The sequence below is a fragment of the Streptomyces sp. NBC_00094 genome, assembly GCF_026343125.1.
GTDB lineage: Bacteria > Actinomycetota > Actinomycetes > Streptomycetales > Streptomycetaceae > Streptomyces.
Map to the genome: position 1 here is coordinate 5,061,746 of NZ_JAPEMB010000001.1, position 25,677 is coordinate 5,087,422.

Annotated in this window: 23 protein-coding genes; 15 read left to right on the plus strand and 8 right to left on the minus strand. The window is 72.8% G+C overall.

The window, feature by feature from the left end; translation table 11 throughout:
* Positions 1–146: 146 nt before the first annotated feature.
* The 12 genes from OG580_RS22590 (at position 147) to OG580_RS22645 (ending at position 14,553) form a co-directional block, all read left to right on the plus strand.
* Positions 147–1,328 (plus strand): hypothetical protein, encoded by a 1,182-nt coding sequence (locus OG580_RS22590; RefSeq protein WP_267045487.1) that lies wholly within the window; start codon positions 147–149, stop codon positions 1,326–1,328.
* A gap of 184 nt (positions 1,329–1,512) precedes the next feature.
* Positions 1,513–2,157 (plus strand): class F sortase, encoded by a 645-nt coding sequence (locus OG580_RS22595; RefSeq protein WP_267045488.1) that lies wholly within the window; start codon positions 1,513–1,515, stop codon positions 2,155–2,157.
* A 34-nt stretch (positions 2,158–2,191) separates the two neighbouring features.
* Entirely contained in the window at positions 2,192–2,878 is a 687-nt protein-coding gene (locus tag OG580_RS22600) for a PH domain-containing protein (RefSeq protein WP_267045489.1), read from the plus strand.
* 150 nt (positions 2,879–3,028) lie between these two features.
* Positions 3,029–3,400, plus strand: a complete 372-nt coding sequence (locus tag OG580_RS22605) for a DUF1508 domain-containing protein (RefSeq protein WP_267045490.1) — start codon at positions 3,029–3,031, stop codon at positions 3,398–3,400.
* A gap of 78 nt (positions 3,401–3,478) precedes the next feature.
* Positions 3,479–4,534 carry a phosphate ABC transporter permease subunit PstC gene (gene pstC / locus OG580_RS22610; RefSeq protein WP_267045491.1) on the plus strand — a complete coding sequence of 352 codons (1,056 nt, stop codon included), beginning with the start codon at positions 3,479–3,481 and terminating at the stop codon, positions 4,532–4,534.
* A gap of 12 nt (positions 4,535–4,546) precedes the next feature.
* Complete coding sequence (gene pstA / locus OG580_RS22615) at positions 4,547–5,749, plus strand: phosphate ABC transporter permease PstA (protein WP_267045492.1); 1,203 nt, start codon at positions 4,547–4,549, stop codon at positions 5,747–5,749.
* Positions 5,746–7,617 carry a phosphate ABC transporter substrate-binding protein PstS gene (gene pstS / locus OG580_RS22620; RefSeq protein ID WP_267045493.1) on the plus strand — a complete coding sequence of 624 codons (1,872 nt, stop codon included), beginning with the start codon at positions 5,746–5,748 and terminating at the stop codon, positions 7,615–7,617. Before pstA ends, pstS begins: the two co-directional genes overlap by 4 nt.
* Positions 7,614–10,223 (plus strand): hypothetical protein, encoded by a 2,610-nt coding sequence (locus OG580_RS22625; RefSeq protein ID WP_267045494.1) that lies wholly within the window; start codon positions 7,614–7,616, stop codon positions 10,221–10,223. Before pstS ends, OG580_RS22625 begins: the two co-directional genes overlap by 4 nt.
* A 131-nt stretch (positions 10,224–10,354) precedes the next feature.
* A complete protein-coding gene (locus OG580_RS22630; RefSeq protein WP_267045495.1) occupies positions 10,355–11,329 on the plus strand; it encodes a substrate-binding domain-containing protein in 975 nt (324 codons plus the stop codon).
* Positions 11,330–11,501: 172 nt separating this feature from the next.
* A complete protein-coding gene (locus tag OG580_RS22635; protein WP_267045496.1) occupies positions 11,502–12,785 on the plus strand; it encodes a hypothetical protein in 1,284 nt (427 codons plus the stop codon).
* Complete coding sequence (locus OG580_RS22640) at positions 12,782–13,660, plus strand: sortase (protein WP_267045497.1); 879 nt, start codon at positions 12,782–12,784, stop codon at positions 13,658–13,660. The genes OG580_RS22635 and OG580_RS22640 overlap by 4 nt, the downstream gene beginning before the upstream one ends.
* Positions 13,661–13,680: 20 nt before the next feature.
* Positions 13,681–14,553, plus strand: a complete 873-nt coding sequence (locus OG580_RS22645; protein ID WP_267045498.1) for a phosphate ABC transporter ATP-binding protein — start codon at positions 13,681–13,683, stop codon at positions 14,551–14,553.
* 91 nt (positions 14,554–14,644) lie between these two features.
* On the opposite strand, the gene OG580_RS22650 is transcribed toward OG580_RS22645, so the two are convergent.
* The 3 genes from OG580_RS22650 to OG580_RS22660 form a co-directional block, all read right to left on the minus strand.
* Positions 14,645–16,312, minus strand: a complete 1,668-nt coding sequence (locus OG580_RS22650) for a phospho-sugar mutase (protein ID WP_267045499.1) — start codon at positions 16,310–16,312, stop codon at positions 14,645–14,647.
* A gap of 251 nt (positions 16,313–16,563) precedes the next feature.
* Positions 16,564–17,367, minus strand: a complete 804-nt coding sequence (locus OG580_RS22655) for a purine-nucleoside phosphorylase (protein WP_267045500.1) — start codon at positions 17,365–17,367, stop codon at positions 16,564–16,566.
* Between the two features lie 199 nt (positions 17,368–17,566).
* Complete coding sequence (locus tag OG580_RS22660; RefSeq protein WP_125745095.1) at positions 17,567–18,004, minus strand: gamma-glutamylcyclotransferase; 438 nt, start codon at positions 18,002–18,004, stop codon at positions 17,567–17,569.
* A 195-nt stretch (positions 18,005–18,199) separates the two neighbouring features.
* On the opposite strand from OG580_RS22660, the gene OG580_RS22665 reads away from it, so the two are divergent.
* On the plus strand, positions 18,200–19,639 hold the full coding sequence (locus OG580_RS22665; protein ID WP_267045501.1) for an NAD(P)H-quinone dehydrogenase: 1,440 nt from the start codon (positions 18,200–18,202) through the stop codon (positions 19,637–19,639).
* 200 nt (positions 19,640–19,839) lie between these two features.
* Positions 19,840–20,802: a DeoR/GlpR family DNA-binding transcription regulator gene (locus OG580_RS22670; protein ID WP_267045502.1), complete on the plus strand. Its 963-nt coding sequence runs from the start codon at positions 19,840–19,842 to the stop codon at positions 20,800–20,802.
* A gap of 137 nt (positions 20,803–20,939) precedes the next feature.
* On the opposite strand, the gene OG580_RS22675 is transcribed toward OG580_RS22670, so the two are convergent.
* The gene (locus OG580_RS22675; protein ID WP_267045503.1) at positions 20,940–21,485 is read right to left on the minus strand and encodes a TetR/AcrR family transcriptional regulator; all 546 of its coding nucleotides are present in this window, start codon (positions 21,483–21,485) and stop codon (positions 20,940–20,942) included.
* A gap of 73 nt (positions 21,486–21,558) precedes the next feature.
* The gene (locus tag OG580_RS22680; RefSeq protein WP_267045505.1) at positions 21,559–23,313 is read right to left on the minus strand and encodes a biotin carboxylase N-terminal domain-containing protein; all 1,755 of its coding nucleotides are present in this window, start codon (positions 23,311–23,313) and stop codon (positions 21,559–21,561) included.
* Between the two features lie 373 nt (positions 23,314–23,686).
* Between OG580_RS22680 and OG580_RS22685 the strand changes: the two genes are divergently transcribed.
* Positions 23,687–24,112 carry a hypothetical protein gene (locus tag OG580_RS22685; protein WP_267045506.1) on the plus strand — a complete coding sequence of 142 codons (426 nt, stop codon included), beginning with the start codon at positions 23,687–23,689 and terminating at the stop codon, positions 24,110–24,112.
* 11 nt (positions 24,113–24,123) lie between these two features.
* Here OG580_RS22685 and OG580_RS22690 read toward each other — a convergent pair whose 3' ends face one another.
* From OG580_RS22690 to OG580_RS22700, 3 genes are all read right to left on the minus strand, one after another.
* On the minus strand, positions 24,124–24,729 hold the full coding sequence (locus OG580_RS22690; RefSeq protein WP_267045507.1) for a nucleoside triphosphate pyrophosphatase: 606 nt from the start codon (positions 24,727–24,729) through the stop codon (positions 24,124–24,126).
* A 39-nt stretch (positions 24,730–24,768) separates the two neighbouring features.
* The gene (mmpB, locus tag OG580_RS22695; RefSeq protein ID WP_267045508.1) at positions 24,769–24,897 is read right to left on the minus strand and encodes a morphogenic membrane protein MmpB; all 129 of its coding nucleotides are present in this window, start codon (positions 24,895–24,897) and stop codon (positions 24,769–24,771) included.
* A gap of 69 nt (positions 24,898–24,966) precedes the next feature.
* Positions 24,967–25,602: a TetR/AcrR family transcriptional regulator gene (locus OG580_RS22700; RefSeq protein ID WP_267045509.1), complete on the minus strand. Its 636-nt coding sequence runs from the start codon at positions 25,600–25,602 to the stop codon at positions 24,967–24,969.
* Between the last annotated feature and the right edge of the window lie 75 nt (positions 25,603–25,677).

Genomic DNA, 25,677 nt, shown 5'->3' on the forward strand with positions numbered 1-25,677 from the left:
CCCGTGACATGGAGCGGACAAGTCCTGAATACAAGATCAATAGATTTCTTCTTGCAGCCAGCCAGACCTCACCGGACACCACGACGGACCGAGAAAAAGCGGCATGCGACTCTCCCATCCACCTGCCTGAATCCACAGGAGTCGTTATGCGCACCGCCCTTCGCACCGCCATCGCCACCGCCCTCGTCGCGGGCGTCGCGATCACCGCCCCGGCGCTCGCCGCCGGAGCCGCCTTCGCGGCCGACGGTCCGGCCGCCGTCGCCACCGCCGGTGCGAATCCGTCCGTCCAGCCGTCCGGTCAGCCGTCGGTGGCGCCGTCGGTCCAGCCGTCGGTGGCGCCGACCACCGGGGCTGCCGCTCAGCCGGCCGCCCAGCCCGCCGCCCAGCCCGCCGCCCAGTCGTCCGCCCAGCCCTCCGCGGCGCCGACCGCGACGGCGTCCTCGGCCCCGTCCACGAAGCCGACCGGCACGCCCGCCTCCACGGCGCCCCGGCCCGGCTCGCCGGTGATGCTCGGAGCCTGCACCAGTGAGTGGATCATCCCGTCGGTGTTCGGCCATGGCTGGACGGTGACCCTCACCAACGACGCGAAGAAGGGCCCGAAGGCCGTCCTCCGGGACTCCGAGGGCAAGATCCAGGGCAGCGCCGACCGGGCGCACCCGTTCGACGGCTCCGTCGGTCTCAAGATCACCGGCGTCGACACCCGCACCCCGGGCTTCGGCCAGCGCACCCAGGGGGGCGACACGCCCTTCACGTGGAGCTCCTTCTCGGAGCTCCCCGCCGACTGCTACGGCGGCCCGCTGCCCGAGCTCTCCGGTCCGGTCAAGATCGGCGACTGCACCGTCCAGGAGGTCATCCCCGCGGTCTTCGGCCCGAACTGGCGGGTCGTCCTCACCAACGACCTGAAGTGGGGCCCGAAGGCGGTCCTCTTCGACTCCCACGGCAACATCACGGACTTCGCCAACACCGCCCACCCCGGCCGGAGCCCCTACGGCCTCCGGATCGAGGGCGCGAACACCCCCACCCCCGTCCTCGACCAGCGCACCCAGACCGGTGACACGCCGCAGGAGCGCCGGACCGACTTCCCGAAGCTCCCCGCGGGCTGCGGCGCGAAGGACGCCACCACGGCCCCCACGGGCAACGGCAACACCACCGTCAACACCGGGCAGACCTCGGTCATCCCGAAGGGCGGCGTCGCGGCCGGCGCCGAGTTCGGCGGCCCCGCCGACGACTCCACCGCGCTGATCGCGGCCGGTGCGGGTGCCGCCGCGGTCACCGCCGGCGGGCTCGGCTTCGTCGCCCTGCGCCGCCGGGCCGCCGGCCGCGTCTGAGTCGCCCTGCGCCGCCGGGCCGCCGGTCGCGTCCGATCCGTACCGCACGCTCCGCCCCTTGACCCGAGCGCGAGCGCATCACACCCCGAGGCCGGTCGCCGCATCCCACGCGGCGGCCGGCCGCACCCCGTACATCCCGTAGCCCGCGTACCTGCCGTACCTCTTCTCTGTCCGAAGGCCGCCCGTGAACCGTCGCCGTCACCCCGCCCGTACCGCCACCGCTCCCGCCCTCCTCCTCGCCGCCCTCGTCGCGCTCACCGGCTGTTCCGTCGGGGCCGCGTCCGAGACCCCGCCCGCGCGGATCTCCCAGGCCACCACCGCGCCCGCGCCGGCGCCGGCGAAGAGCGCCGGGCCCGTGACGCCGCTCGCGCGTTCGCTGCCCGTCCGGGTCCGGGTGCCCGCCGCCGGGGTCGACACCGGGCCGGTCCTGCGGCTGGGGCTCGCCGCCGACGGCACCGTCGAGGTGCCCTCGGTCGCGGACGCCGACCGCGTCGGCTGGTACGACAAGGGCGTCACGCCCGGCGAGACCGGCCCCGCCGTCCTCATCGGCCACTTCGACACGGCCCGCGGTCCGGCCGTCCTCAAGAACGTCTCGCGCGTCCGGGTCGGCGACGAGATCGCCGTGACCCGCGCCGACGGCAAGGTCGCCGTCTTCCGGATCAGGGAGCTGGAGCAGGTCGACAAGAAGACCTTCCCGACCGCCAAGGTGTACGGCGACACCACGCGCCCCGAGCTCCGGCTCGTCACCTGCGGCGGGGAGCTCGTCGACGGCCACCGCCCCGACAACATCATTCTGTACGCGGATCTCGTCGCCACGCGGGCCGCCTGAGCCGCCACCGGCCCGCTGAGGCAGAATCGGCGGCATGACGACCCCGGAGCCGACCCCCGAGCCGACCCCCGAGCCGACCCCCGAGCCCACCCCCGGTCAGCCGGCGGCCGAGCCGCAGTTCGCCGACCGTGTCTTCCGTTCGCCCCTCGGGATCGCGAGCGGGGTGTTCCTGCTGGTCCTCGCGGCGCTGTTCGGTGGCGACGCGCTGATCCGCGGTGAGGGCCGGTCGCCCTGGATCGCGCTCGCGGGGTTCATCCTCGCCGTCCCGCTGATCGTCGCCTTCACGATCCGGCCAGCCGTGTACGCCAACGACCACCGGCTCCGGATCCGCAACCCGTTCCGGACGATCACGCTGCCCTGGGCCTCCGTCGCCGACGTCCGCGCCGGGTACTCCAGCGAGGTCCTCACCCAGGACGGCGCCACCTACCAGCTGTGGGCCATCCCCGTCTCGCTGCGGCAGCGGAAGAAGGCGGCGCGACGGGCCGCCCGCGCCTCGCAGGACGACCCCCACGGCCGTACCTCCGCCACCGCCGACGTACGGGACAGCGGCTCCCGGTCCGCGTCGTCCGACCAGACCGTGGCCGATCTGCGCGAGCTCGCCGAGCGCCACGCGGGGAACCCGGGCGCGCAGGGCGAGCCGAAGGTGCGCTGGGCGTACGAGATCGTCGGCCCCGCGGTTGCCGGGCTGCTGCTCCTCGTGATCCTGATCGCGACGGGCTGACGAGCCCTGAGGGCCGTCTCCGTTCCGTGCCCCCGGACGGTGTCTTAGGGGCAACCGTCCGGTGAAGCGTGGAACCGGCAAATGGTTTACTGCCCAACCTTCACCCCTGTCTCATAGATTGCGCTTGCCGAGACTGTGGGGGTGGGGGCGATGACCAAGGACACCGGTGTGTCCGGGACGCGTTGTCTGGTCGACTTAGGGACCGACGGGCGGTACGGGTGGCGACTCGTCGCCCAGAACGGGCGGGTCGTCGCGCGGTCGGGGGGCTGCCACGACGACCATGCCGCATGCCGGGACGCCTTCCTGGCCCTGTGCGCCGGCCACGCGGTCATGGCCGGCGGGGTGCAGCACACCGCCGGCGGCAACGGCTGGGTCTGGCTGCTGCGCGACGCAGAGGGGCGGATCGCCGCCCTCTCCGGCCGCTCCTACGAGCGGCACTCCACCTGCCGGACCGCCTATCAACGCTTCCGGGCGCTGCTGGCCGCCGAAGGGCAGCGCTGGACGGCAACCACCGTATGGTGAACGGAAGTTGCCCCGCGCACTCCCCTCGTTCACGTCTCGTGGCGCGCATGTCAACCGGGCCGGACTTACGTCCTTCCCGTGACGACCGAGACCCTTGAGCCGCCGCCCGGACCGCCGCCGGGCAGACCGCCGTCCGGCAGGCCGGCGGACCCGCCGCCGGACACACCGAGACGGCTCCACGCCGACCCCGGCCTTCCCGACCGGGTCTTCCGCGCCGTCGCCCGAACCGGCGGCGGTCTCGTCCTCGCGGTCATGCTCCTCGTCGGCGGCTTCCTGCTCCACCGCGCCTGGCAGGCCCTCGACCGCGCGGGGCCCTCCTTCCTCACCACCGAGAGCTGGGAGCCGGACGCCGGACGCTTCGGGATCGCCGCCGTCCTGCTCGGCACCGTCCTCATCGCCCTCGTCGCGATCATCGTCGCCGTGCCGCTCGCCACCGGCGCCGCGCTCTACATCTCCGAGTACGCCGCGCCCCGGCTGCGCCGCACGCTCGTCTCCACCGTCGACCTGATGGCCGCCGTGCCGTCTGTCGTCTACGGCCTGTGGGGCGTCTTCTGGCTGGAGGAGTCGATCCTCCCGATCGCCCGCTGGATCTCCGCCCACCTCGGCTGGATCCCGTTCCTCCGGGTCGACGGAGCCGACCCGGACGACCCGCTCGCGCCGCCCACCGTCTACACCTCGTCGACCTTCGTCGCCGGACTCGTCGTCGCGATGATGGTCGCGCCCATCATCTGCTCGATCATGCGAGAGGTCTTCTCCCAGGCCCCGGCCGGCGAACGCGAGGGCGCCTACGCGCTCGGCGCCACCCGCTGGGGAATGATCCGCAGCGTCGTCCTGCCCTTCGGCCGGGGCGGCATGATCGGCGGCACCATGCTCGGCCTCGGTCGTGCCCTCGGCGAGACCATCGCCGTCTACATGGTCATCTCGCAGGTCTTCACCATCCAGTGGCACGTCCTGCAGACCGGTACGAGTTCGGTGTCCTCCCTCATCGCCCTGCGCTACGGCGAGGCCACCCCCTTCGGCATGTCCGCGCTCATGGCCGCCGGCTTCGCGCTCTTCGTCATGACCCTGATCGTCAACTTCGCCGCCTCGTCCATCGTCGCCCGCAGCCGCTCCGGCGCCTCCAGCGACGCGTAAGGGGACAAGAACATGACCATCGCCCCCGAGCGGCCACGGCTGAGCACGCCCGCCGTACCGCCCCCGTCGTCGCCCGGACCCGAGCGGCGGCGCGGCACCGGCGGCCCGCGCGCCACCGACGTGTACGCCCTGCTCGGCGCCGCGGCCGCCTCGCTCGCCCTCACCTGGTTGCTCTTCGCCCGTCTCCTGCCCTTCAGCGGCGCCGTCGGCTTCGTCCTCGTCGCGTACGTCCTCTTCCTCGGGCTCTACGCGCTCCTCGTCTCCTTCGACGAGGACGGGCCCGCCGTACGGGACCGGATCGCCGGCGTCGTCGTGCGGAGCCTGGGGCTCGTCCTGCTCGCCGTCCTCGTCTTCGTCGTCGCCTTCACCCTGTGGGAGGGCCGCGAGGCCCTCGTCCACCTCAACTTCTTCACCGAGGACATGAGCCTCGCGGGCCCCCTCGAGCCCCTCGACGTCGGCGGCATCCTGCACGCCGTGGTCGGCACCCTCGAACAGGTCGGGATCGCGCTCGCGCTCACCGTGCCCGCCGGGATCGTCTGCGCGGTCTTCCTCACCGAGGTACCCGGCCCCTTCGCGCGCCTGGTCCGCACGATCGTCGAGGCCATGACGGCGCTGCCGTCGATCGTCGCCGGCCTGTTCGTCTACGCGACCGTCATCCTCGCCCTGGGCACCGAGCGTTCCGGCTTCGCCGCCTCGCTCGCCCTCTCCGTGATGATGCTCCCGATCATCATCCGCGCCGCCGACGTCGTCATCCGGCTCGTCCCCGGCACGCTGCGGGAGGCCTCGTACGCCATGGGGTCCTCGCGCTGGCGCACGGTCTGGCACGTCGTCCTGCCGACCGCCCGCTCCGGCCTCACCACCGCCGTCATCCTCGGCACCGCGCGCGGGGTGGGGGAGACCTCGCCGGTGCTGCTGACCGCCGGCTTCACCGCCGAGCTGAACGCCCTGCCGACCTCCGGCGCCCAGGTCTCCCTGCCGCTCGCCACCTTCGAGCTCGTCAAGTCACCCGAACCGAACATGATCGCCCGCGGCTTCGGCACCGCCGCCGTCCTCATGCTGCTCGTCCTGTTCCTCTTCGTCCTCGCCCGGATCGCGGGCGGGCGCGGCCAGGGACGGCTGACGAAGCGCCAGGAGCGGCGCCAGGCCGCCGCGTCCCGGAAGGGCGCGGCCCGTGCGGCCGGATCCGTACCCGCACCGTCGAGGAGTACGCCGTGAGACCCGTGACCGCCACCCGCAGCCTCCTGGGGATCGCCGCCGCCCTGTGCGCGCTGCTCGCCCTCCTCGTCCACCCGCCCGCCGCCCAGGCCGCCGGATACACCAAGATCACCGGATCCGGCTCGACCTGGAGCTCCAACGCCGTCGAGCAGTGGCGCCGCAACATCGGCGCCAACATCGGACTGACCGTCAACTTCAACGCCAACGGCTCCTCCCAGGGCCGCGAGCAGTTCAAGAACGGCACCGTCGACTTCGCCGTCTCCGAGATCCCGTACGGCCTCAAGGACGGCAACGCCACCGACGTACCGCCGAGCCGCGGCTACGCCTACATGCCGATCGTCGCCGGCGGCACCGCCTTCATGTACAACCTCCGGATCGGCGGCCGGCAGGTCACCAACCTGCGCCTCTCCGGCTCCGTCCTGGCCCGGATCTTCACCGGGCAGCTGACCATGTGGAACGCGCCCGAGATCAAGGCCGACAACCCCGGCCTCACCCTCCCCGCCCGCCGCATCGTCCCCGTCGTGCGCTCCGACGGCTCCGGCACGACCGCCCAGTTCACCACCTGGCTCGCCAAGGAGCACAGCGCGGTCTGGGACGACCACTGCCGACGCGCGGGCCGCCAGGTGCCCTGCGGCATGACCTCGTACTTCCCCGTCGTGCCAGGCGCCACGGCCGTCGCCAAGTCCGGCTCGCTCGGGGTCTCCGCGCACGTCCGGCAGCCGCAGGGCGAAGGAGCCATCACCTACGTCGAGTACTCGTACGCGGTGAACGCCCACTTCCCGGTCGCCAAGATCCTCAACGCCTCCGGGTACTACGTCGAGCCGACCGCCGCCGGTGTCGCCGTCGCCCTCCTCCGGGCCCGGATCAACGAGGACAGGAGCTCGACCGACTACCTGACCCAGATCCTCGACGACGTCTACCGATCCACCGACCGGCGCGGCTACCCGCTCTCCAGCTACAGCTACATGGTCGTCCCCACCACCGAGACAGCCCCGCACACCACGGAGAAGGGCCGCTCACTCGGCACCTTCGCCCGCTACTTCCTCTGCGAGGGCCAGCAGCAGGCCGAGGAGCTCGGCTACTCGCCGCTGCCCAGGAACCTCGTCCAGGCGGGCTTCGAACAGGTCCGCCGGATACCCGGGGCGCCCACCGGCGCCGTCGACCTCTCCGACTGCCGCAACCCCACCTTCTCGGCGGACGGCACCAACACCCTCGCCAGGAACGCGCCGATGCCGAAGGACTGTGACAAGCGCGGGGCGACCCAGTGCGCCGACGGCACGGGCGGCGCGCGCGGCACGAGCACGCACGTGAACAACGGCGGGACGGGCGGGGCCGGGACGGCCACGGGCGGCTCCGGCTCGGGCTCCTCGACGGGCGGGACCGGCGGTACGGGTTCGGGCTCCGGATCCTCGACCGGCGGAGGCGGCGGTACGGGCTCAGCCACCGGCGGCACCGGCACCGGCAGAGGTACCGGTTCGGGCTCCGGGTCCTCGACGGGCGGGAGCGGTACGGCTTCGGGCTCGGGTTCCGCCACCGGCGGAGGCGGTACGGGTTCGGGCTCCGGCCACGCGGCCGGCGGGGTCGCCACGGCCGGGACCGGCGGCGCGGTCGTCGACCCCGACACCGGCGAGGTCCTCACCGGGGCAGCCGACGGCGGCGGCACGGGCGGCGGCACGGGCACCGGACAGGACTCCGGCGGCGGCATGATCGTCGGCACCCCCGTCACCCTCGCCGCCGACACCGGCGCCGGACTGCGCGGGCTGCTCATGGCCCTCTCCGCCGTTCTGCTGCTCGCCACCGTCATCGCACCCCCGCTCGTCGGCCGTGCCCTCGCGGCCCGCTCCCGGCGCGACGGAGGCACCCGATGAGGGCCGTACAGCTCCGCCGGGTCACGTCCCGGCGGCGTACCGCAGGCCTCGGCGCGCTCGTCGCCGCCGTCGCACTCGCCCTGCTCCCGCTGCCGCGGGACACCGTCGCGGTCGCCGCGGAGACCGAGAACTCGGCCATGACGAAGCGCGGTACGAAGGGCCCGTACGACGACTTCTCCGGCCTGGAGGTGACCGTCCATCAGACGAAGAACCTGCGGGCGCAGGGGCTGAAGGTGACGTGGAAGGGCGGGAAGCCGACCCAGGGGACCGCCACGGACTACCTCCAGATCATGCAGTGCTGGGGCGACGACCCGGCGGGCCCGAAGCGGGAGCAGTGCCAGTTCGGCTCCGCCGCCACCGGCACCGGCAACTACGGCACGCACATCACCCGGCGGGAGCTCGTGGTCGGCACCGACCCCCTGGAGACGGAGTACGACGAGGTGATCCCGGATCCGGAGTACCCGGGACAGACGACCAGCCCGTTCATCCCCTTCACGCCGGTCTCGGGTCCCCCGACGGCCAAGTCCGTCGACTGGACCTACTTCGGTCCCAACGACACCAACGAGGAGTTCTTCCTCAGGACCCAGTCCGACGGCACGGGCGAGGCGGCCGTCAACCTCCAGTCCACCAGGGAGGCCCCGCACCTCGGCTGCGGCGACCCCGTCGGCGCGGGCGGGAACGTGCGCGGCCGGAGCTGCTGGCTCGTCGTCGTGCCCCGAGGCTCACACGAGCCGGACGGCTCGGCCGGCAGCAACCACCGCCCCCACACCTCGCCGCTCTCCGCGACCAACTGGAACCAGCGGCTCGTCTTCCCGCTCGACTTCCTGCCGGTGCGCGAGGCGTGCCCGACCGACAAGGCCGAGCGTCGTATGACCGGCTCCGAGCTCGTCACGGACGCGATCACCTCCTGGCAGTCGGCGCTCTGCGCGGAGGGCACGACCCGCTTCACGTTCACCCAGCGAGGCGAGGACCTGGCCCGCGGCAGCCTGCTCGACCCCACCTCCACCTCACCAGGCCTCGCCTTCACCGTCGAGCCCGTGGAGGGCGGGGAGAAGGCGGGCTTCGTCCACGCGCCGGTCGCCGTCAACGCGCTCGCCGTCGGCCTCTACTGGGAGGCGGACAAGATCGGCCTCGTCAAGGACCTGAAGCTCAGCGCCCGACTGCTGGCGAAGCTGCTCACGTACTCGTATCCGTACGACATCAGGTCTCTCAGCAATACCGCCCCGGCGCCGGAGCATGTCAAGAACAATCCGCAGTCCATCGTCCGGGACCCGGAATTCCTGAAGCTCAATCCGGATTTCGCGGAGTTCCAGCAGTCGGTCATGAGCTATCCCGGCGGAATTCTGCTCTCCGCCGAACGCTCGGACACCACGCGGGTCGTCTGGAACTATCTGCGCGGCGACAAGGACGCACGCGCCTTCCTCGAAGGGAACCCGGACCCCTGGGGGATGAGGATCAACCCCTACTTCAAGGACCTGGGGCTCGCCACCGGCGGTTCCGACGAATTCCCGAAGGCCGATCCCACCGAGACGGAGCTCGAAGCGCTCGGCCACAGGATCAGGTACGGGATCACCGAACGCTCGCCCTACGCGATCGACATGCACGACGCCGCCCGCTGGGTGCGGCGAGGCACCAACAACGCCAAGGACCAGGCCGTGACGGACCACCTGACCGGCGGCCTGAAGCTCGTCGGCGTCGACGTCTCGCCCGGGAGCCGCCGTGCCTACGGCATCACCGACGCGGCCTCGGCGTCCCGCTACCAGCTCCAGGTCGCCGCCCTGCCGAACGCCGACGGCGCGTACGTCCGGCCCACGACCTCGTCCCTGCTCAAGGCCGTCGAGCAGTTCGGGGACTCCGCCGTGCCCGGCGTCCTCGCCCCCGACCCGGCGCGGGCCGAGAGCGGTGCCTACCCGCTGACGGTGGTGACCTACGCGGTGGCTTCCACCGGCCTTCCGGCCGACGCGCGCAAGGACTACGCGCGGGTGATGCGGTATGCGGCCGGTGCAGGGCAGGAGCAGGGCACCGCCCCCGGCGAGCTGCCCTTCGGCTACGCGCCGATGCCCGCGAAGCTGAAACTCCAGGCGGAGGCCGCGGCGGGCCGACTGGAGCGCGGAGTCCCGGCCGGACCGGGCACGACGGCCGGAGGCGCGGGAGCCGCCTCGGGCTCGGGAGCCGACGCGGGAGCCGGCTCCGGCTCCGGCGGTACGACGGGCTCCTCGGGTGCCGGCCTCGGTTCGGGATCCGGCGGTACGGGGGGTGCCTCGGGCTCGGCCACCGGCTCCGGCTCGGGCGGCGGGAGCGCGGCCGGTGGCACGACAGGGGGCTCGACGGCGAGCCCGTCCTCCACCCCGCCGTCCTCCGCGGCGCCGCCACCGGCCTCCGGCGGGGGCGGGAACGGCTCCGGGGGGCCCCCGGGGGAGAAGCTCGCCGACACAGGCAGCACCCCTTCCCAGGTCCTCGGCGTCATCCGCTGGGTCCTGCTCGCGGTCCTCCTCGTCGGCGGGATCGCCGGCCTCGCGGGACCGGCAGTCCTGGGGTTCGCCGGCCGACGCCGAATCCCCTTGGATTCACCTAGGACAGGAATTCGTCACCTGAAGAGCGACTGAACGCGGTGGTTCCCTGAAGCGCCCCTACGGAATTGTTGGTACCCGGCCGATCGACGGGTCGGCCGGGAAAACAATCCGGATTTTCTTGTGCGTCCATTCCATGTCATCCGTTTCCACGGAGGAGAACAGAAGTGAACGTCAAGTCCCGCGCTCGTATCGGTGCCGCCCTCGGCGTGGCCGCCCTCGGTCTCGGTGTCGCCCTCGCCCCGGCCGCACAGGCCGACCCGAACCCGATCACCCAGTACCGCACCCTGGCCGGTGTCGGCTCCGACACGACCCAGGACGTACTGAACGGCCTCGGCGACGTCGTCAAGAACGCCCTCGGTCAGAAGATCATCGCCTCCTGGAACGCCACCGGCACCGCCACGATCAAGACCAAGGCGACCGGCTGTGTGATCAACCGCCCGAACGGCTCCTCGGCCGGCATCGACGCCCTGCGCAACGCCGTGGACACCAACTCCGGCTGCCTCGACTTCGCCCGCTCCTCGCGCGGCCCGGCCGACCTCACTTCCACGGACCTGACCTGGATCCCGTTCGCCAAGGACGCGGTGTCCTGGGTGAAGCGCTCCGACAGCGCCCTGCCGTCCGACCTGACGGCGGCCCAGCTGAAGGACGTCTACGAGTGCAACCTCACCTCCCTCAACGGTGTGGCCCTCACCCCGATCCTGCCGCAGACCAACTCCGGCACCCGCCAGTTCTTCCTCTCCTCCATCGGCGTGACCGCGCCGGGCGCCTGCGTCCAGCAGGGGGTCCAGGAGAACGACGGGACCGTCCTCGACACGGCCGGTGACATCGCCCCGTACTCCGTCGCCCAGTACACGGCGCAGGAGAAGGCCGTCGTCACGGACCGCCGAGGCGCCGCCGTGCTCGGCTCCGTCGGCACCATCGCGCCCCGCAACGCCGACAAGACGCTGAACCTGTCCTTCCCCTTCACCCGTGACGTCTACAACGTCGTCCCGACCGCCAAGCTGACCAACGCCACGATCGCCGCGACCTTCGTCGGCTCCTCCTCCAAGGTCTGCGCGGCCGGCACGACGATCGCCGCCTACGGCTTCGGCACCCTCGGCACGGCCTGCGGCGCCACGACCGTCAAGGGCGAGCGCTGATCACCACGCACACGTCACCGCGCGAAGGCCGGGCACCCCAGGGTGCCCGGCCCCACGGCGTACCCGCGACCACCTGTACGCCACCGACTCGCACCACCGACTCGCACCACCGACTCGCACCACCGACTCGCACCACCGACCACCAGCCACTCGCCTCGGAGGACCCCGCCCCATGAACCGGCTCGCACCCCCCAGATCACCCGTGGCCCTGCTCACGGCACTTGCCCTCCTCTGCGGCACCCTGGCGATCGTCCTGGCCGTGTCCACGCCCGCCGCCGCCGTCACCCGGCACGGCACCTTCACGCTCACACCCGCCTCGGGCACCGTCGCCGCCGGTCCGACGGCCGTCACCGCGGGAGCGGCCTGCCCCGCGCCTGCCGAAGCCGACAAGCCGTACGTCAAGGGCGTCCTCGCCCTCGTCAACCCCGGCGACCCGACCGTCAGCGCGCCGATCGCCGAGGTCGTGCCCGGGGGCCCGCTCGGCACCACCCCGATATCCGGCCCGCTCACGGGCTCGGCCGCCGGTTACGCCACGCTCCGGGAGCGGTTGCTCGACCTCGTGCCCTCCGGGCCCCTCGACGGCCGATACGAGCTGCGGCTCTCCTGCGAGACGGCCGACTCCGAGGCACGCGCCGAGTACTTCTCGCAGATGATCGAGGTCACCGGAGAGGACTGGGCCGCCGTCGGCCAGCAGGCGACCAACCTGACGGTCAGCACCGACAACGAGGCCCCGCCCGTCAGCCGTCCCTTCCGCATCAGGGCCGAGGTCCAGCCGGCGACCGCCGCGGGCACGGTCACCTTCTCCACCCTCGTCGACGAGGAGCTCGTCGAACTCGCCACCGAGGAGCTCGTCGACGGCAAGGCGGAGATCACCGCCACCATGCACGACACGGTCAACGTCAACTTCCCCGTCCTGGCCCAGTACACGCCCGCCGACCCCGCCGCGTACACCGCCTCCCTGTACATCGCCACGTTCGTCGCGGGCCCGGCCGCCACTCCCACTCCCACCGGTACGCCCACAGGCACCGGTACACCCACCCCGAGCGGGACCCCCACCGGCACGCCTTCGGAGACCCCCACGGACGAGCCGACCGAGACCGGGCCCCCGTCCGGCACGCCCAGCGAGACCCCGAGCGGCACCGCAAGCCCGACCGGTACCGGCACGCCCTCCCCGACCGGCACCGCCGGCGACGACACCACGGGCGGATCCTCCGGCGGTTCCGGCGGCTCCGGTACGGGCGGCGGCTCGGGTTCCGGCTCCTCCGGCTCCTCCGGCTCCTCCGGCGGTTCCGGCTCCGGCACCCACACCACCACCAACGGCGGCAGCGGCTCCCTCGCCGCCACCGGTGCCTCCGGCGCCGCCTCCGCCGCGCTCGGCTCGCTCGCGCTCTGCCTCCTCGGCGCCGCGGCCGTCCTGCAGAACCGCCGTCGCCAGGCGAAGGCCCCGCGCCCGTGACGACCGCGCCGCCCCCCGTCGCCGCCCCCCGGGCCGGGCTCGCCCTGGCCGGGGCGGCGCTGTGCGTCCTCGCCGCGCTGCTCATCGGCTTCGCCGCCAACCTGACCGTCGTCGGCCACCTCCAGCACGCCCGCGACCAGGCCACCGCCTACGACGATCTGCGCGAGCAACTCGCCCTCGGCACCGCGCCCGTGGGCCAGTCGACGTACGACGGCAAGCCCCTCGCCCTCGGCGCCCCTGTCGCCCTTCTCCGCATCCCCGCGCTCGGGCTCCGCGAGGTCGTCGTCGAGGGCACCACCTCCGGCGTCCTGATGTCCGGGCCCGGCCACCGCCGGGACACGGCCCTGCCCGGCCAGGCCGGGGCCAGCGTGATCATGGGCCGCCAGTGGGGGTACGGCAGCCCGTTCAACGACGTGCACCTCCTGCCGAACGGCTCCCGCATCGAGGTGCGGACCGGCCAGGGCAAGGCGGTGTACGAGGTGACGGCCGTTCGCCGCCCCGGCGACCCCAACCCCGCACCCCTCGGCGCCGGCGAGGGGCGGCTCACCCTGATGACCGCGAGCGGCGGCGCGTACACCCCCGAGGACGTGCTCCGGGTCGACGCGAAGCTCCTCGGCGACGCGCAGCCCAGCCCCACCCGGCCGCTGCGCCCCGGCTGGATCACCGCCGCCGAGAAGCCACTCGCGGGCGAGTCCGACGTCTGGCCCGGGATCTTCCTCGGCGTCCAGGGGCTGCTCGCCGCCGCCCTCCTCACGGTCCTCGCCCGCCGCCGCTGGGGCGGCCGGCAGACCTGGGTCGCCGCCGTCCCGGTCCTCGTCGCGCTCGGCGCCCTCGTCTCCGGACAGCTGGCCCGGCTCCTCCCCAACCTCCTCTGAACGCAAGGGAGTCACCGCCCGTGACCGATCTCGCCGACACCGACACCGACACAGCCGACACCGTCACCCTCCCGCCCCTGCCGGGGGACGCGGGGGCGGACGCGCCGCTCCCGTCCCGCGCCGCCGCGCTCGAAGCGGATTCCGTCTCCGCCTGGTTCGGCGACCGCAAGGTCCTCGACCGGGTCTCGCTCGCCATGCCCGCCCGCGAGGTCACCGCGCTCATCGGCCCCTCGGGCTGCGGCAAGTCCACCTTCCTGCGCATCCTCAACCGGATGCACGAACTCACCGGCACCGCCTCGCTCGCCGGCCGGGTCCTCCTCGACGGTGCCGACATCTACGACCGGGGCCGCCGCATCACCCACGCCCGCCGCGAGATCGGCATGGTCTTCCAGAAGCCCAACCCGTTCCCCGCGATGTCCCTGTACGAGAACGTCCTCGCCGGCCTGAAGCTGGGCGGCATCCGGGCGGACCGGGACGCCAAGGACGACCTGGTCGAGGAGTGCCTCACCAAGGCCGGGCTCTGGAACGAGGTCAAGGACCGGCTACGGCAGCCCGGCGGGGCGCTCTCCGGCGGCCAGCAGCAGCGCCTCTGCATCGCCCGCTCGCTCGCCGTCCGCCCCCGGGTCCTGCTCATGGACGAGCCCTGCTCTGCGCTCGACCCGACCTCCACCCGGCGTGTCGAGGAGACCATCGCCGAGCTGAAGGCCGAGGTGACCGTCGTGATCGTCACCCACAACATGCAGCAGGCGGCCCGGGTCTCCGACTCCTGCGCCTTCTTCCTCGCCGAGCAGGGCACCCCCGGGGTGATCGTCGAACACGGTCCGACCGAGTCGGTGTTCGACTACCCGAGAGACCCGCGCACCGCGGACTACGTCAACGGCCGCTTCGGCTGACGCCCGGGGAGGTCGCCGATTTCACCCGTACGGACGAAAGGGCCGGTACGGGATCGCTCCCGCACCGGCCCTCCGGAGTACGTCCCTCGGGTCAGAGCCCCGCGGCCGCGCTCAGGTCCCGCTTGATCGCGGCCAGCAGCTCCGCGCCCTTCGCACGCGCCGGCGCCAGCTCGCGCGCGTCGGCGACCGGGACGACGACCTCCAGGTAGCACTTGAGCTTGGGCTCGGTGCCGCTCGGGCGGACGATCACCCGGGCCTTGTAGTCGCCCTCCAGGTGGTAACGCAGGCCGTCCGTCGGCGGCAGCGACTCCGTGCCCTTCGTCAGGTCCTCCGCGGAGACGACCGTCAGACCGGCGAGGGAGACCGGCGGACGCTCGCGCAGCGCGGCCATCGCGTTCGCGATGATCCCCAGGTCCTCGACCCGCACCGACAGCTGGTCGGTGGCGTGCAGCCCGTGGGCCACGGCCAGGTCGTCGAGCAGGTCGAGGAGCGTACGGCCCTGCTCCTTGAGCACCGAGGCCAGTTCGGCGACGAGCAGCGCGGCCGTGATGCCGTCCTTGTCGCGGACGCCCTCCGGGTCGACGCAGTAGCCGAGCGCCTCCTCGTACCCGTACCGCAGTCCTTCGACGCGGGCGATCCACTTGAAGCCGGTCAGCGTCTCCTCGTACCCGACCCCGGCCGCCTCGGCGATCCGGCCGAGCAGCGAGGACGACACGATCGACTCGGCGAAGACGCCGGTCGCGCCCTTGTGCACGAGGTGCGCGGCGAGCAGCGCGCCCACCTCGTCGCCGCGGAGCATCCGCCAGCCGCCCTCGACGGCGGCGTCCGGCACGGCCACGGCGCAGCGGTCGGCGTCGGGGTCGTTGGCGATGACGAGGTCGGGGTCCACGGCCCGGGCCGCCTCGAAGGCGAGGTCCATGGCACCCGGCTCCTCCGGGTTCGGGAAGGCGACCGTCGGGAAGGCCGGGTCGGGCTCGGCCTGCGCGGCGACGAGCGCGGGCGGCGGGAAGCCGGCGCGGCCGAAGGCAGCCGTCAGGACGTCCTTGCCGACGCCGTGCATGGCCGTGTAGACGGTCCGCGCGCTCCGGGGGGACCCGGGGGTCAGGACGGCGTCCGTACGCGCCAGGTAGGCCTCCAGGACCTCGTCGCCGAGGGTCTCCCAGCCGGCCTCCGGGCGGGGCACGTCCGCGAGGGAGCGGACCGCGTCGATCTCGGCGGCGATCTCCGCGTCCGCGGGCGGCACGATCTGCGAGCCGTCGCCCAGGTAGACCTTGTAGCCGTTGTCGCGCGGCGGGTTGTGGCTCGCGGTCACCTCGACGCCGGCGACGGCACCCAGATGCCTTATGGCGTACGCGAGGACGGGCGTCGGCAGCGGGCGGGGGAGGACGGCCGCGCGCAGCCCGGCGCCGATCATCACGGCGGCGGTGTCGCGGGCGAAGTCGGCGGACTTGTAGCGGGCGTCGTAGCCGACGACGACGAGGCCGGCCCCTCCTTCCCTCTGGGAGGCCTCCTTGGCCTTGAGGTACGCGGCGAGGCCGGCGGCCGCGCGGATCACGACCGAGCGGTTCATCCGCATCGGTCCGGCGCCCAGCTCGCCCCGGAGCCCGGCGGTGCCGAACTGCAGCGTGCCGGCGAAGCGGGCGGCGAGCTCGTCGGTGTCGCCGCTCTCGATGAGCTTCGCGAGCTCCTCGCGGGTCTCGGTGTCGGGGTCCTCGGCGAGCCAGGCCTGGGCCCTGGCGAGGAGGTCGTCCTGCGTCACGGTGTGCCTTTCGGGGTGCGGGGCGGTGCGGGAGGGTGCGGGGCGGTGGGGTGCCGCTGCGCGGAGCCTTCCCCCACCCCACCCCTTCCCGAAACCGGGGGCTCTGCCCCCGGGCCCCCGCGCCTCAAACACCGGCGGGGCTGAATCTTTCAGCCCGTCCGGCGTTCGAGGACCGGGGTCCGGGGCGGAGCCCCGGTTACGGGAAGGGGCGGGGCGGGGAAGAAGCCCCGCGCAGCGGCCCCCGCCGACGCTCAGATCCGGTCGAGGACCCGCGTCAGCAGCTCACCCATCCGCGCCGCCGAGTCACGGCCCGCCTGGAGGACCTCCTCGTGGTTCAGCGGCTCGCCCGAGAGCCCCGCCGCCAGGTTGGTGACGAGCGAGATGCCCAGGACCTCGGCGCCGGCCTCGCGGGCCGCGATCGCCTCGAGGGTGGTGGACATGCCGACGAGGTCGCCGCCGAGCACGCGGACCATGTTGATCTCGGCCGGGGTCTCGTAGTGCGGCCCGGGGAACTGGACGTAGACGCCCTCCTCCAGGGTCTCGTCGACCTCCTTGCACAGCGCGCGCAGCCGCGGCGAGTACAGGTCGGTGAGGTCCACGAAGTTCGCGCCGACGATCGGGGAGGCGGCCGTCAGGTTGATGTGGTCGCTGATCAGGACCGGCTGGCCGGGGCGCATGCCCTCGCGGAGGCCGCCGCAGCCGTTGGTCAGGACGACGGTCTTGCAGCCGGCGGCGACGGCGGTACGGACGCCGTGGGCGACGGAGGCGACGCCCCGGCCCTCGTAGAAGTGCGTGCGGCCGAGGAAGACCAGCGCGCGCTTCTCACCGATCTTGTACGAGCGGACGGTGCCGCCGTGGCCCTCGACGGCCGGCGGCGGGAAGCCGGGGAGCTCGGTCACCGGGAACTCGGCCTCGGGCGCGCCGAGCGCGTCGACGGCGGGCGCCCAGCCCGAGCCCATGACCAGGGCGACGTCGTGGTTCTCGACTCCGGTCAGCTCGCGAAGACGTGCGGCAGCGGCCTCGGCGGCCTCGTACGGGGTGGCAGTTGCGTTCACTGACTCTCTCGCCTCGGGGAGGGGGGTCCGAGGGGAGCCCCGGACGGATTTGGTACGCGCAGAAGCGTAGCCGGAGAATTCCTACGCGCGTAGATGACGATGCTGACGGACATGCGATCGTTGTCTTGTCGTTTCCGACGAATGGCGTAGGGGAGCCCCGCCGCCGTCCGTCGGGCGTTCGCACATCCCTGCCCGTCCCTCAGCAGGGACGCTTGCGCAACTCCATCACGTAGTCGTGCGGCGCGCCCGCCGACTCGGCCGCGTCCGCGACCTCGCCCAGGTACCGCGCGGACGGCAGCCCGCCCTCGTACCCGTTGAGGACGTACACCCAGGCCGGCTCCTCGCCGTCGAGCGTGTCCACCCGGACCCGCATCCGCCGGTAGATGTCGAGTCCGACGCCCTCCCAGCGGTCCATCGATTCCTCGTCCATCGGCGCGATGTCGTACAGCGCCACGAAGACCTGCGAGCGGGGAGCCTCCACGATGGTGGCCAGCGCCCCCTCCCAACCCATCTGCTCGCCACCGAAGGTGAGCCGCCAGCCGTTCAGCCAGCCGGTGCCGCGCAGCGGGGAGTGCGGTGCGCGGCGGCTCATCAGCCGCGCGTCGAGGTTGCCGGCGAAAGCGGCGTAGAGCGACATGGGACCGAGAGTACGGGAGGGGGCGGGGTGTACGGCGAACTCCGAGGTGGCGGCGGAGAGGAGGCCCCGGCGCGAGGCCACGCCGGACGTGCGGGAGAATGGGGTACGCACTTGAAGCGTGCGGGACAATGGCGTACGCACTGCACCCCAGCGGGGGGACCCCCCGGCAGAACGAGACGCGAGGCGTAGATCCCAGTGACCCGGATCGTGATCATCGGTGGCGGACCCGGCGGATACGAGGCGGCCCTCGTGGGCGCCCAGCTCGGCGCGGAGGTGACCGTCGTCGACTGCGACGGCCTCGGCGGCGCTTCCGTCCTGACCGACTGCGTCCCCTCGAAGACGCTGATCGCCACGGCGGAGGTGATGACCACCTTCGACTCCTCCTACGAGGAGCTCGGCATCATCGTCGCGGACGACACCCCGCACGTGGAGCAGGCCGCCCGCGTCGTGGGCGTCGACCTCGGCAAGGTCAACCGACGGGTGAAGCGCCTCGCGCTGGCCCAGTCGCACGACATCACCGCCTCCGTCACCCGGGCGGGCGCCCGGGTGCTGCGCGGCCGCGGCCGGCTCTCCGGCCGGCAGGCCGTGGACGGCTCCCGCCAGGTGATCGTCACCGCCGTCGACGGCACGGAGGAGACGCTCACCGCGGACGCCGTGCTCATCGCGACCGGCGGCCACCCGCGCGAGGTGCCGGACGCCAAGCCGGACGGCGAGCGCATCCTGAACTGGACCCAGGTCTACGACCTCAAGGAGCTCCCCGAGGAGCTCATCGTGGTCGGTTCCGGCGTCACCGGCGCCGAGTTCGCCGGCGCCTACCAGGCGCTCGGCTCCCGGGTCACCCTCGTCTCCTCCCGCGACCGCGTCCTGCCCGGCGAGGACCCGGACGCGGCGGCGGTCCTGGAGGACGTCTTCCGGCGCCGCGGCATGAACGTCATGGCCCGCTCCCGCGCCGAGTCCGCCAAGCGGGTCGGCGACCGGGTCGAGGTCACCCTCGCGGACGGCCGGGTCATCTCCGGCACCCACTGCCTGATGGCGGTCGGCGCGATCCCGAACTCGGCAGGCATGGGCCTGGAGGAGGCCGGGATCAAGCTGAAGGACTCCGGTCACATCTGGACCGACCGGGTCTCCCGCACCAGCGCCCCCGGCGTGTACGCGGCCGGCGACGTCACCGGCGTCTTCGCGCTCGCCTCGGTCGCCGCCATGCAGGGCCGCATCGCGATGTACCACTTCCTGGGTGACGCGGTGGCCCCGCTCAACCTGAAGACGGTCTCGTCGAACGTCTTCACGGACCCCGAGATCGCCACCGTCGGCTACACGCAGGCCGACGTGGACGCGGGCAAGATCGACGCCAAGGTCGTCAAGCTGCCGCTGCTCCGTAACCCCCGCGCGAAGATGCAGGGCATCCGGGACGGCTTCGTCAAGATCTTCTGTCGTCCGGGCACCGGCATCGTGGTCGGCGGCTGCATCGTCGCCCCGAAGGCGAGCGAGCTGATCCACCCGATCTCGATCGCGGTCGACAACAATCTGACGGTGGAACAGATCGCAAATGCTTTCACCGTGTACCCCTCCCTGTCGGGATCGATCGCGGAAGTGGCACGGCAGTTGCACACCCGAAAGTCGGCGGGCGAGGCGTAACAACCCCCCGCAGGGGTGCTCCCGCCTGCGGGAACGGTTCACCGACGTGGACAACCCCCGGCAAGGCAGGGCATAGCCCTGGACGGGACGAATCAACGACGGGGTCTCCCTTACCACTTGGAGACCCCGTCCGTGCGCATCTTCTGCAATTCGGCGCATAGTGCTGAAAACTATCGGCCGGTCACGTTACTGTCAGTTTCGTGTTCGCTGCAGAACGTCGCCAGTTGATCCTCGAAATGGTGCGAGCCAATGGGGCCGTGTCGCTCCGCGAGCTCGCCCGCGTCGTCCAGACCTCGGAGGTGACCGTACGGAGGGACGTACGGGCACTGGAGGCAGAAGGACTCCTCGACCGCCGCCACGGCGGTGCGGTGTTGCCGGGTGGATTCACGCGAGAATCCGGCTTCCCGCAGAAATCCCATCTCGCGACCGCGGAGAAGACGGCCATCGCCGACGTCGCCGCGAGCCTCGTCGAAGAAGGCGAGGCCATCGTCGTCGGTGCCGGGACGACCACGCAGGAGCTGGCCCGCCGGCTCGCCCGCGTGCCCGGTCTGACCGTGGTCACCAACTCCCTGCTCGTCGCCCAGGCCCTCGCCCACGCCAACCGGGTCGAGGTCGTCATGACCGGCGGCACCCTGCGCGGCTCCAACTACGCCCTCGTGGGCAGCGGGGCCGAGCAGTCGCTCCAGGGGCTGCGGGTCTCCCGGGCCTTCCTCTCCGGGAGCGGGCTCACCGCCGAGCGTGGTCTGTCCACGTCCAACATGCTCTCCGCGAGCGTGGACCGGGCGCTGGTGCAGGCGGCGGCGGAGGTCGTGGTCCTGGCCGACCACACCAAGCTCGGTGCCGACACCATGTTCCAGACGGTGCCGACGGACGTCATCACCCGGCTGGTGACCGACGAGCCCCCGGCCCATGACGAGCGGGCCGCCTCCGAGCTCCAGGCCCTCGCCGACCAGGGCGTGCAGATCGCCGTCGCGGGCACGGGCGCGGGGCCCGGCGCGGCCGGCGGTGACCAGCTCCCCCCGGGCGTCCGGCCCCGTCGTGACATGCCGCTCCCCGTCCAGCGCGGACGGATGGCGGCCGGTCAGTTCCGGGGGCCGGGTGGCGGGATGGCGGCGGAGACGCTGGAGCGGACGGCCCGGGTCGCGGACATGCGGCGCCGCTGAGCCGCCACGTCACCGGGGCACGCGTTCCGAGGGACCCTCCCCCAGGGGTCCCACGCCGCCGGTACGCCTCGGCCGCCGGTACTTCTCCGCCGTCCGTACGTCCCGACACTCCTCAGCCGCCCGTACGCCGGCACTCCTCAGCCCTTGAGTCCCCGCAGGGTCAGCGCGAGCAGGCGGTCCGCCAGCAGCGCGTCCTCCGGGCACTGTTCGGCTGCCAGCGCGATCGCGTTGGTGAGCTGCATCAGGTCGCCGATCGACACGTCGGCCCGTACCTGCCCCGCCTCCTGGGCGCGCCCGAGCAGCGCCTCGCCCGCCGCGCGCAGCGGCACGCTGCACGGGGCGAGCGCCGAACTCCGGTCGTACGAGGCGGACATCAGCGCGTGCGCGAGCCCCCGGTACTCGCCCGCGTGGGCGATCAGGGCCCGCAGCCACTCCACGAGCGCCCGGCACGGCTCGTCGGCCCCGGCAAGCTCGTGCGAGCGCCGGAGCAGTGCCTCCAGGGCCTCCTGGAAGACCGCGTTCAGCAGATCGGCCCGGGTGGGGAAGTGGCGGTAGAGGGTGCCGATCCCGACGCCCGCGCGGCGGGCGACCTCCTCCAGGGGCGCGTCCGTGCCCTGTTCGGCGAAGACGGCCCTGGCCTCCGTGAGCAGCCGCTCGTGGTTGCGGCGCGCGTCGGCTCGCATGGAGGTCCTCCCCTCGACGGAAGGGCCCGCAGGCTGCTGCCTGCGGGCCCTTCGTACCGTACGTGTGCGGCGGTCAGTCCTTGATGTCGCAGATGGTGGCGCCGGAGGTGACGGAGGCGCCGACCTCGGCGGACAGGCCCTTGACGGTGCCGGAGCGGTGGGCGTTGAGGGGCTGCTCCATCTTCATGGCCTCCAGGACGACGATGAGGTCGCCCTCCTTGACCTCCTGGCCCTCCTCGACCGCGACCTTCACGATCGTGCCCTGCATCGGGGAGGCGAGGGTGTCGCCCGAGGCCGTCGGGCCGGACTTCTTCGCCGCCCGGCGCTTGGGCTTCGCGCCCGCCGCGATGCCCTGACGGGCCAGCGTCATGCCGAGGGAGGACGGCAGGGAGACCTCGAGGCGCTTGCCGCCGACCTCGACGACGATCGTCTCGCGGCCCGACTCGTCCTCGTCCGCGTCCGCACCGGCCGGCGCGAACGGCTTGATCTCGTTGACGAACTCCGTCTCGATCCACCGGGTGTGGACCCGGAACGGGTCCGCGGTGAACGCCGGGTCGACGACGACGGCCTGGTGGAACGGGATGGCCGTGGCCATGCCCTCGACCTTGAACTCGGCCAGAGCGCGGGCGGCGCGCTGGAGCGCCTGCTCGCGGGTCGCGCCGGTGACGATCAGCTTGGCCAGGAGCGAGTCCCAGGCCGGGCCGATGACGGAGCCGGACTCGACGCCCGCGTCCAGACGGACACCGGGGCCCGACGGCGCGTCGAAGACGGTGACGGTGCCGGGGGCGGGCAGGAAGCCGCGGCCCGGGTCCTCGCCGTTGATACGGAACTCGAAGGAGTGGCCGCGCACGGCCGGGTCGCCGTAGCCGAGCTCCTCGCCGTCGGCGATCCGGAACATCTCGCGGACCAGGTCGATGCCGGTGACCTCTTCGGTGACCGGGTGCTCGACCTGCAGGCGGGTGTTGACCTCCAGGAAGGAGATCGTGCCGTCGGTGCCGACGAGGAACTCGACCGTGCCGGCGCCGACGTAGCCGGCCTCCTTCAGGATCGCCTTCGACGCCGCGTACAGCTCCGCGTTCTGAGCCTCGGACAGGAACGGCGCCGGGGCCTCCTCGACCAGCTTCTGGTGACGGCGCTGCAGCGAGCAGTCACGCGTCGAGACGACGACCACGTTGCCGTGGGAGTCGGCCAGGCACTGGGTCTCCACGTGACGCGGCTTGTCGAGGTAGCGCTCCACGAAGCACTCGCCCCGGCCGAAGGCCGCGACGGCCTCGCGGACGGCGGAGTCGTACAGCTCGGGGACCTCTTCCAGGGTCCGCGCGACCTTCAGACCACGACCGCCGCCACCGAAAGCGGCCTTGATCGCGATCGGCAGCCCGTGCTCCCGGGCGAACGCGACGACCTCGTCCGCGCCCGAGACCGGGTCGGGGGTACCGGCGACCAGCGGGGCACCCGCGCGCTGCGCGATGTGACGGGCCGCCACCTTGTCACCCAGGTCACGGATCGCCTGCGGCGGCGGGCCGATCCAGGTCAGACCCGCGTCCAGGACCGCCTGCGCGAACTCGGCGTTCTCGGAGAGGAAGCCGTAACCGGGGTGGATCGCGTCCGCCCCGGAGTCCTGCGCGGCCTGCAACACCTTGGCCATGTCCAGATAACTGGTCGCCGGAGTGTCACCGCCCAGAGCGAACGCCTCGTCAGCCGCCCGGACGTGCAGAGCGTCCCGGTCCGGTTCGGCGTACACGGCCACGCTGCCGATACCTGCGTCCCGGCACGCCCGGGCCACACGGACAGCGATTTCGCCACGGTTGGCGATGAGCACCTTGCGCACGATGGCTCCCTCCTTGAAACAAGCTGAGTTTAGGGACTGCCGACACGGCCTTTCGACCCGTCCCCAGTGGTGAGCTTGCCCACACGGAGCGTGACCCCGGGCCTGCTCGGGTCGTGAATTCCCTTGTCGCACCACGGTACGCAGGGTTCCTTTACGGCACAGTAGCTCCGAGGTGTGGCGCAGGTCTCTGTTAGTGCGGCCAGTCGCCATTCGGGTTTCTTTGTCGGGTCCCTACGAATGGCTCAACGATTCTTTGCCGAACGGCGGGCCGCCGTCTCCCGTGTGCGAACTCTTGTCCGGAGGTTTACCGGCCAGTAGCCTTCGCGCTGTCGATCGTACTGTCGGTAACAGGCGAATCCAGGGGGTGGCCGAGGTGGCCCGCAGACCGATAGCTCTCGTGACGGGAGCGGTGCTCCTTCTCGAGGCGCCCGGCATCGTCGCCGTCAACGCCGTCATGGCGGGCTTCGTGGAGGCCCAGTCGATGTCCCTCGACGGCATGGACCCCGACGCGATGGTCGCCGGTACGTGGGGGCTCGGCATCGGCTCCGGCGTCGCGCTCCTGCTCTGCGGCCTCGTCGCGCTCCTCGCGGGCATCCGCGACCGCCGCCCCGGCCGCGCGGGCCGGGGACTGCTCATCGGGTGCGCGGTCGTGCACGGCGTCCTCGGTGCGGTCGCCGTCGGGCTGATCGGCTGGGGCGCGTTCGCCTTCCTGATGGCGGTGGTCGCGCTCGTCGTCCTCACCCTGGTGGCGTACGGGAAGGATGCCGAGGCCGCCGAGCGGGTCCCCGCGCCCGCGTAACGCCTCGCGGCTCAGGCCCAGAGGTCGGTGATCCGCACGTCCAGCTTCCCGAGCAGGGTGCGCAGCAGCGGCAGCGACAGGCCGATCACGTTGCCCGGGTCGCCGTCGATGCCCTCGATGAACGGTGCCGAGCGCCCGTCCAGCGTGAACGCGCCCGCCACGTGCAGCGGTTCGCCGCTCGCCACGTACGCCGCGATCTCCTCGTCCGTCGGCTCGCCGAAGCGGACCACGGTGGAGGCGGTCGCCGACTCGTAGCGCTTGGCGGCCGTGTCGTACACGCAGTGACCGGTCTGGAGGATGCCGACCCGGCCCCGCATCGCCATCCAGCGGGCGGTGGCCTCCTCGGCGTCGGCCGGCTTGCCGAGCGCCTGCTTGTCGAGCTCCAGGACCGAGTCGCAGCCGATGACGAGCGCGCCGAACACCTCGGGCCGGGCGGCCACATGGGCGGCCTTGGCCTCCGCGAGGGCGAGGGCGAGCTCGGCCGGGGTCGGGGCGTGCACCTTGTCCTCGTCGACGCCGCTCACGATCACCTCGGGGGCGAGTCCGGCCTGCCGGAGCAGCCCGAGCCGGGCGGGGGAGGCGGAGGCGAGGACGACACGGCGCGGATCAGCAGTCATGAGGGCAGCGTAGCCGGGGCGGCACGCCCGGCGCGGGGCTCACCGCGCGCTGACCACGATCATCTCCACGACCATCGCCAGCGCGAGGATCACGCCCGCGCGGCGGAGCATCGTCTGCATCTCGCGCAGGAACTTCGGAGGCTCGTCCTCCGGGTCGGACCACAGCATGCTCCGATCCTCCGGGTGAGGCGGGCGGGGCGCCTGAGTACGGATACTCAAGCGCCCCGTACCGAAGGACTAATCGCGGCGGAACACCCCGGCGCGCGCGGCCGCGAGTGCCGCCGCCGCGGCCCGCTCGGCCACGTCCCCGGTGAGCTCCTCGTGGGTGACGGCGAAGCGGTAGTAGAGCGGCGCGGAGACGGCGCGGAGCAGCTCCACCGGGTCCGTTCCCGCCGGGATCTCGCCGCGCGCCTCGCCCCGGGCGACGACCGGGGCCCATTCGGCGAGCCGGGTGCCGTAGAAGCCGGCGAGCGCGCGGGCGCACTCCTCGTCGCAGGCCGCCGCGGCGATGACCGCTCGGAACACGGCGCCCATCCGGGGGTCGGTCAGGGTGTCCCGTACGAGTTCGGCGTTGGCCCGCAGGTCGCCCGCGAGGCCGCCGGTGTCGGCGGCGGGCAGGGACTGCTCCGCCATGTCGTGCAGGAGGTCGGTGACGAGGCCGACGGGGGAGCCCCAGCGGCGGTACACGGTGGTCTTGCCGACGCCCGCGCTCACGGCGATCCGGTCCATGTTCAGCGCGTGGAAGCCGCTGTCCGCGAGGGCGTCGAGGGTGGCGTCGAGGACGGCCCCGCGGACCTTCGCGGTGCGGCCGCCGGGACGCAGGGTGCCGGGCGAGGCCGGCTGGCTCTCAGTCAAACGGGACTCCTGTTCCATTAATGCCTTCGCCTCTGCTACGGTGCCGTCATCTTAACGGAACCAGCTTCCCATTAAGGGGTCGTCCGCATGGTC

What these genes read in the sequence shown, in the direction of transcription:
- mmpB (WP_267045508.1), bottom strand. Translation starts at nt 24,897, where the DNA reads ATGCTGTGGTCCGACCCGGAGGACGAGCCTCCGAAGTTCCTGCGCGAG.
- OG580_RS22605 (WP_267045490.1), top strand. Translation starts at nt 3,029, where the DNA reads ATGACCAAGGACACCGGTGTGTCCGGGACGCGTTGTCTGGTCGACTTA.
- OG580_RS22675 (WP_267045503.1), bottom strand. Translation starts at nt 21,485, where the DNA reads ATGCGAGCCGACGCGCGCCGCAACCACGAGCGGCTGCTCACGGAGGCC.
- OG580_RS22700 (WP_267045509.1), bottom strand. Translation starts at nt 25,602, where the DNA reads ATGGAACAGGAGTCCCGTTTGACTGAGAGCCAGCCGGCCTCGCCCGGC.
- pstA (WP_267045492.1), top strand. Translation starts at nt 4,547, where the DNA reads ATGACCATCGCCCCCGAGCGGCCACGGCTGAGCACGCCCGCCGTACCG.
- OG580_RS22660 (WP_125745095.1), bottom strand. Translation starts at nt 18,004, where the DNA reads ATGTCGCTCTACGCCGCTTTCGCCGGCAACCTCGACGCGCGGCTGATG.
- OG580_RS22600 (WP_267045489.1), top strand. Translation starts at nt 2,192, where the DNA reads ATGACGACCCCGGAGCCGACCCCCGAGCCGACCCCCGAGCCGACCCCC.
- OG580_RS22690 (WP_267045507.1), bottom strand. Translation starts at nt 24,729, where the DNA reads ATGACTGCTGATCCGCGCCGTGTCGTCCTCGCCTCCGCCTCCCCCGCC.
- OG580_RS22625 (WP_267045494.1), top strand. Translation starts at nt 7,614, where the DNA reads ATGAGGGCCGTACAGCTCCGCCGGGTCACGTCCCGGCGGCGTACCGCA.
- OG580_RS22590 (WP_267045487.1), top strand. Translation starts at nt 147, where the DNA reads ATGCGCACCGCCCTTCGCACCGCCATCGCCACCGCCCTCGTCGCGGGC.
- OG580_RS22635 (WP_267045496.1), top strand. Translation starts at nt 11,502, where the DNA reads ATGAACCGGCTCGCACCCCCCAGATCACCCGTGGCCCTGCTCACGGCA.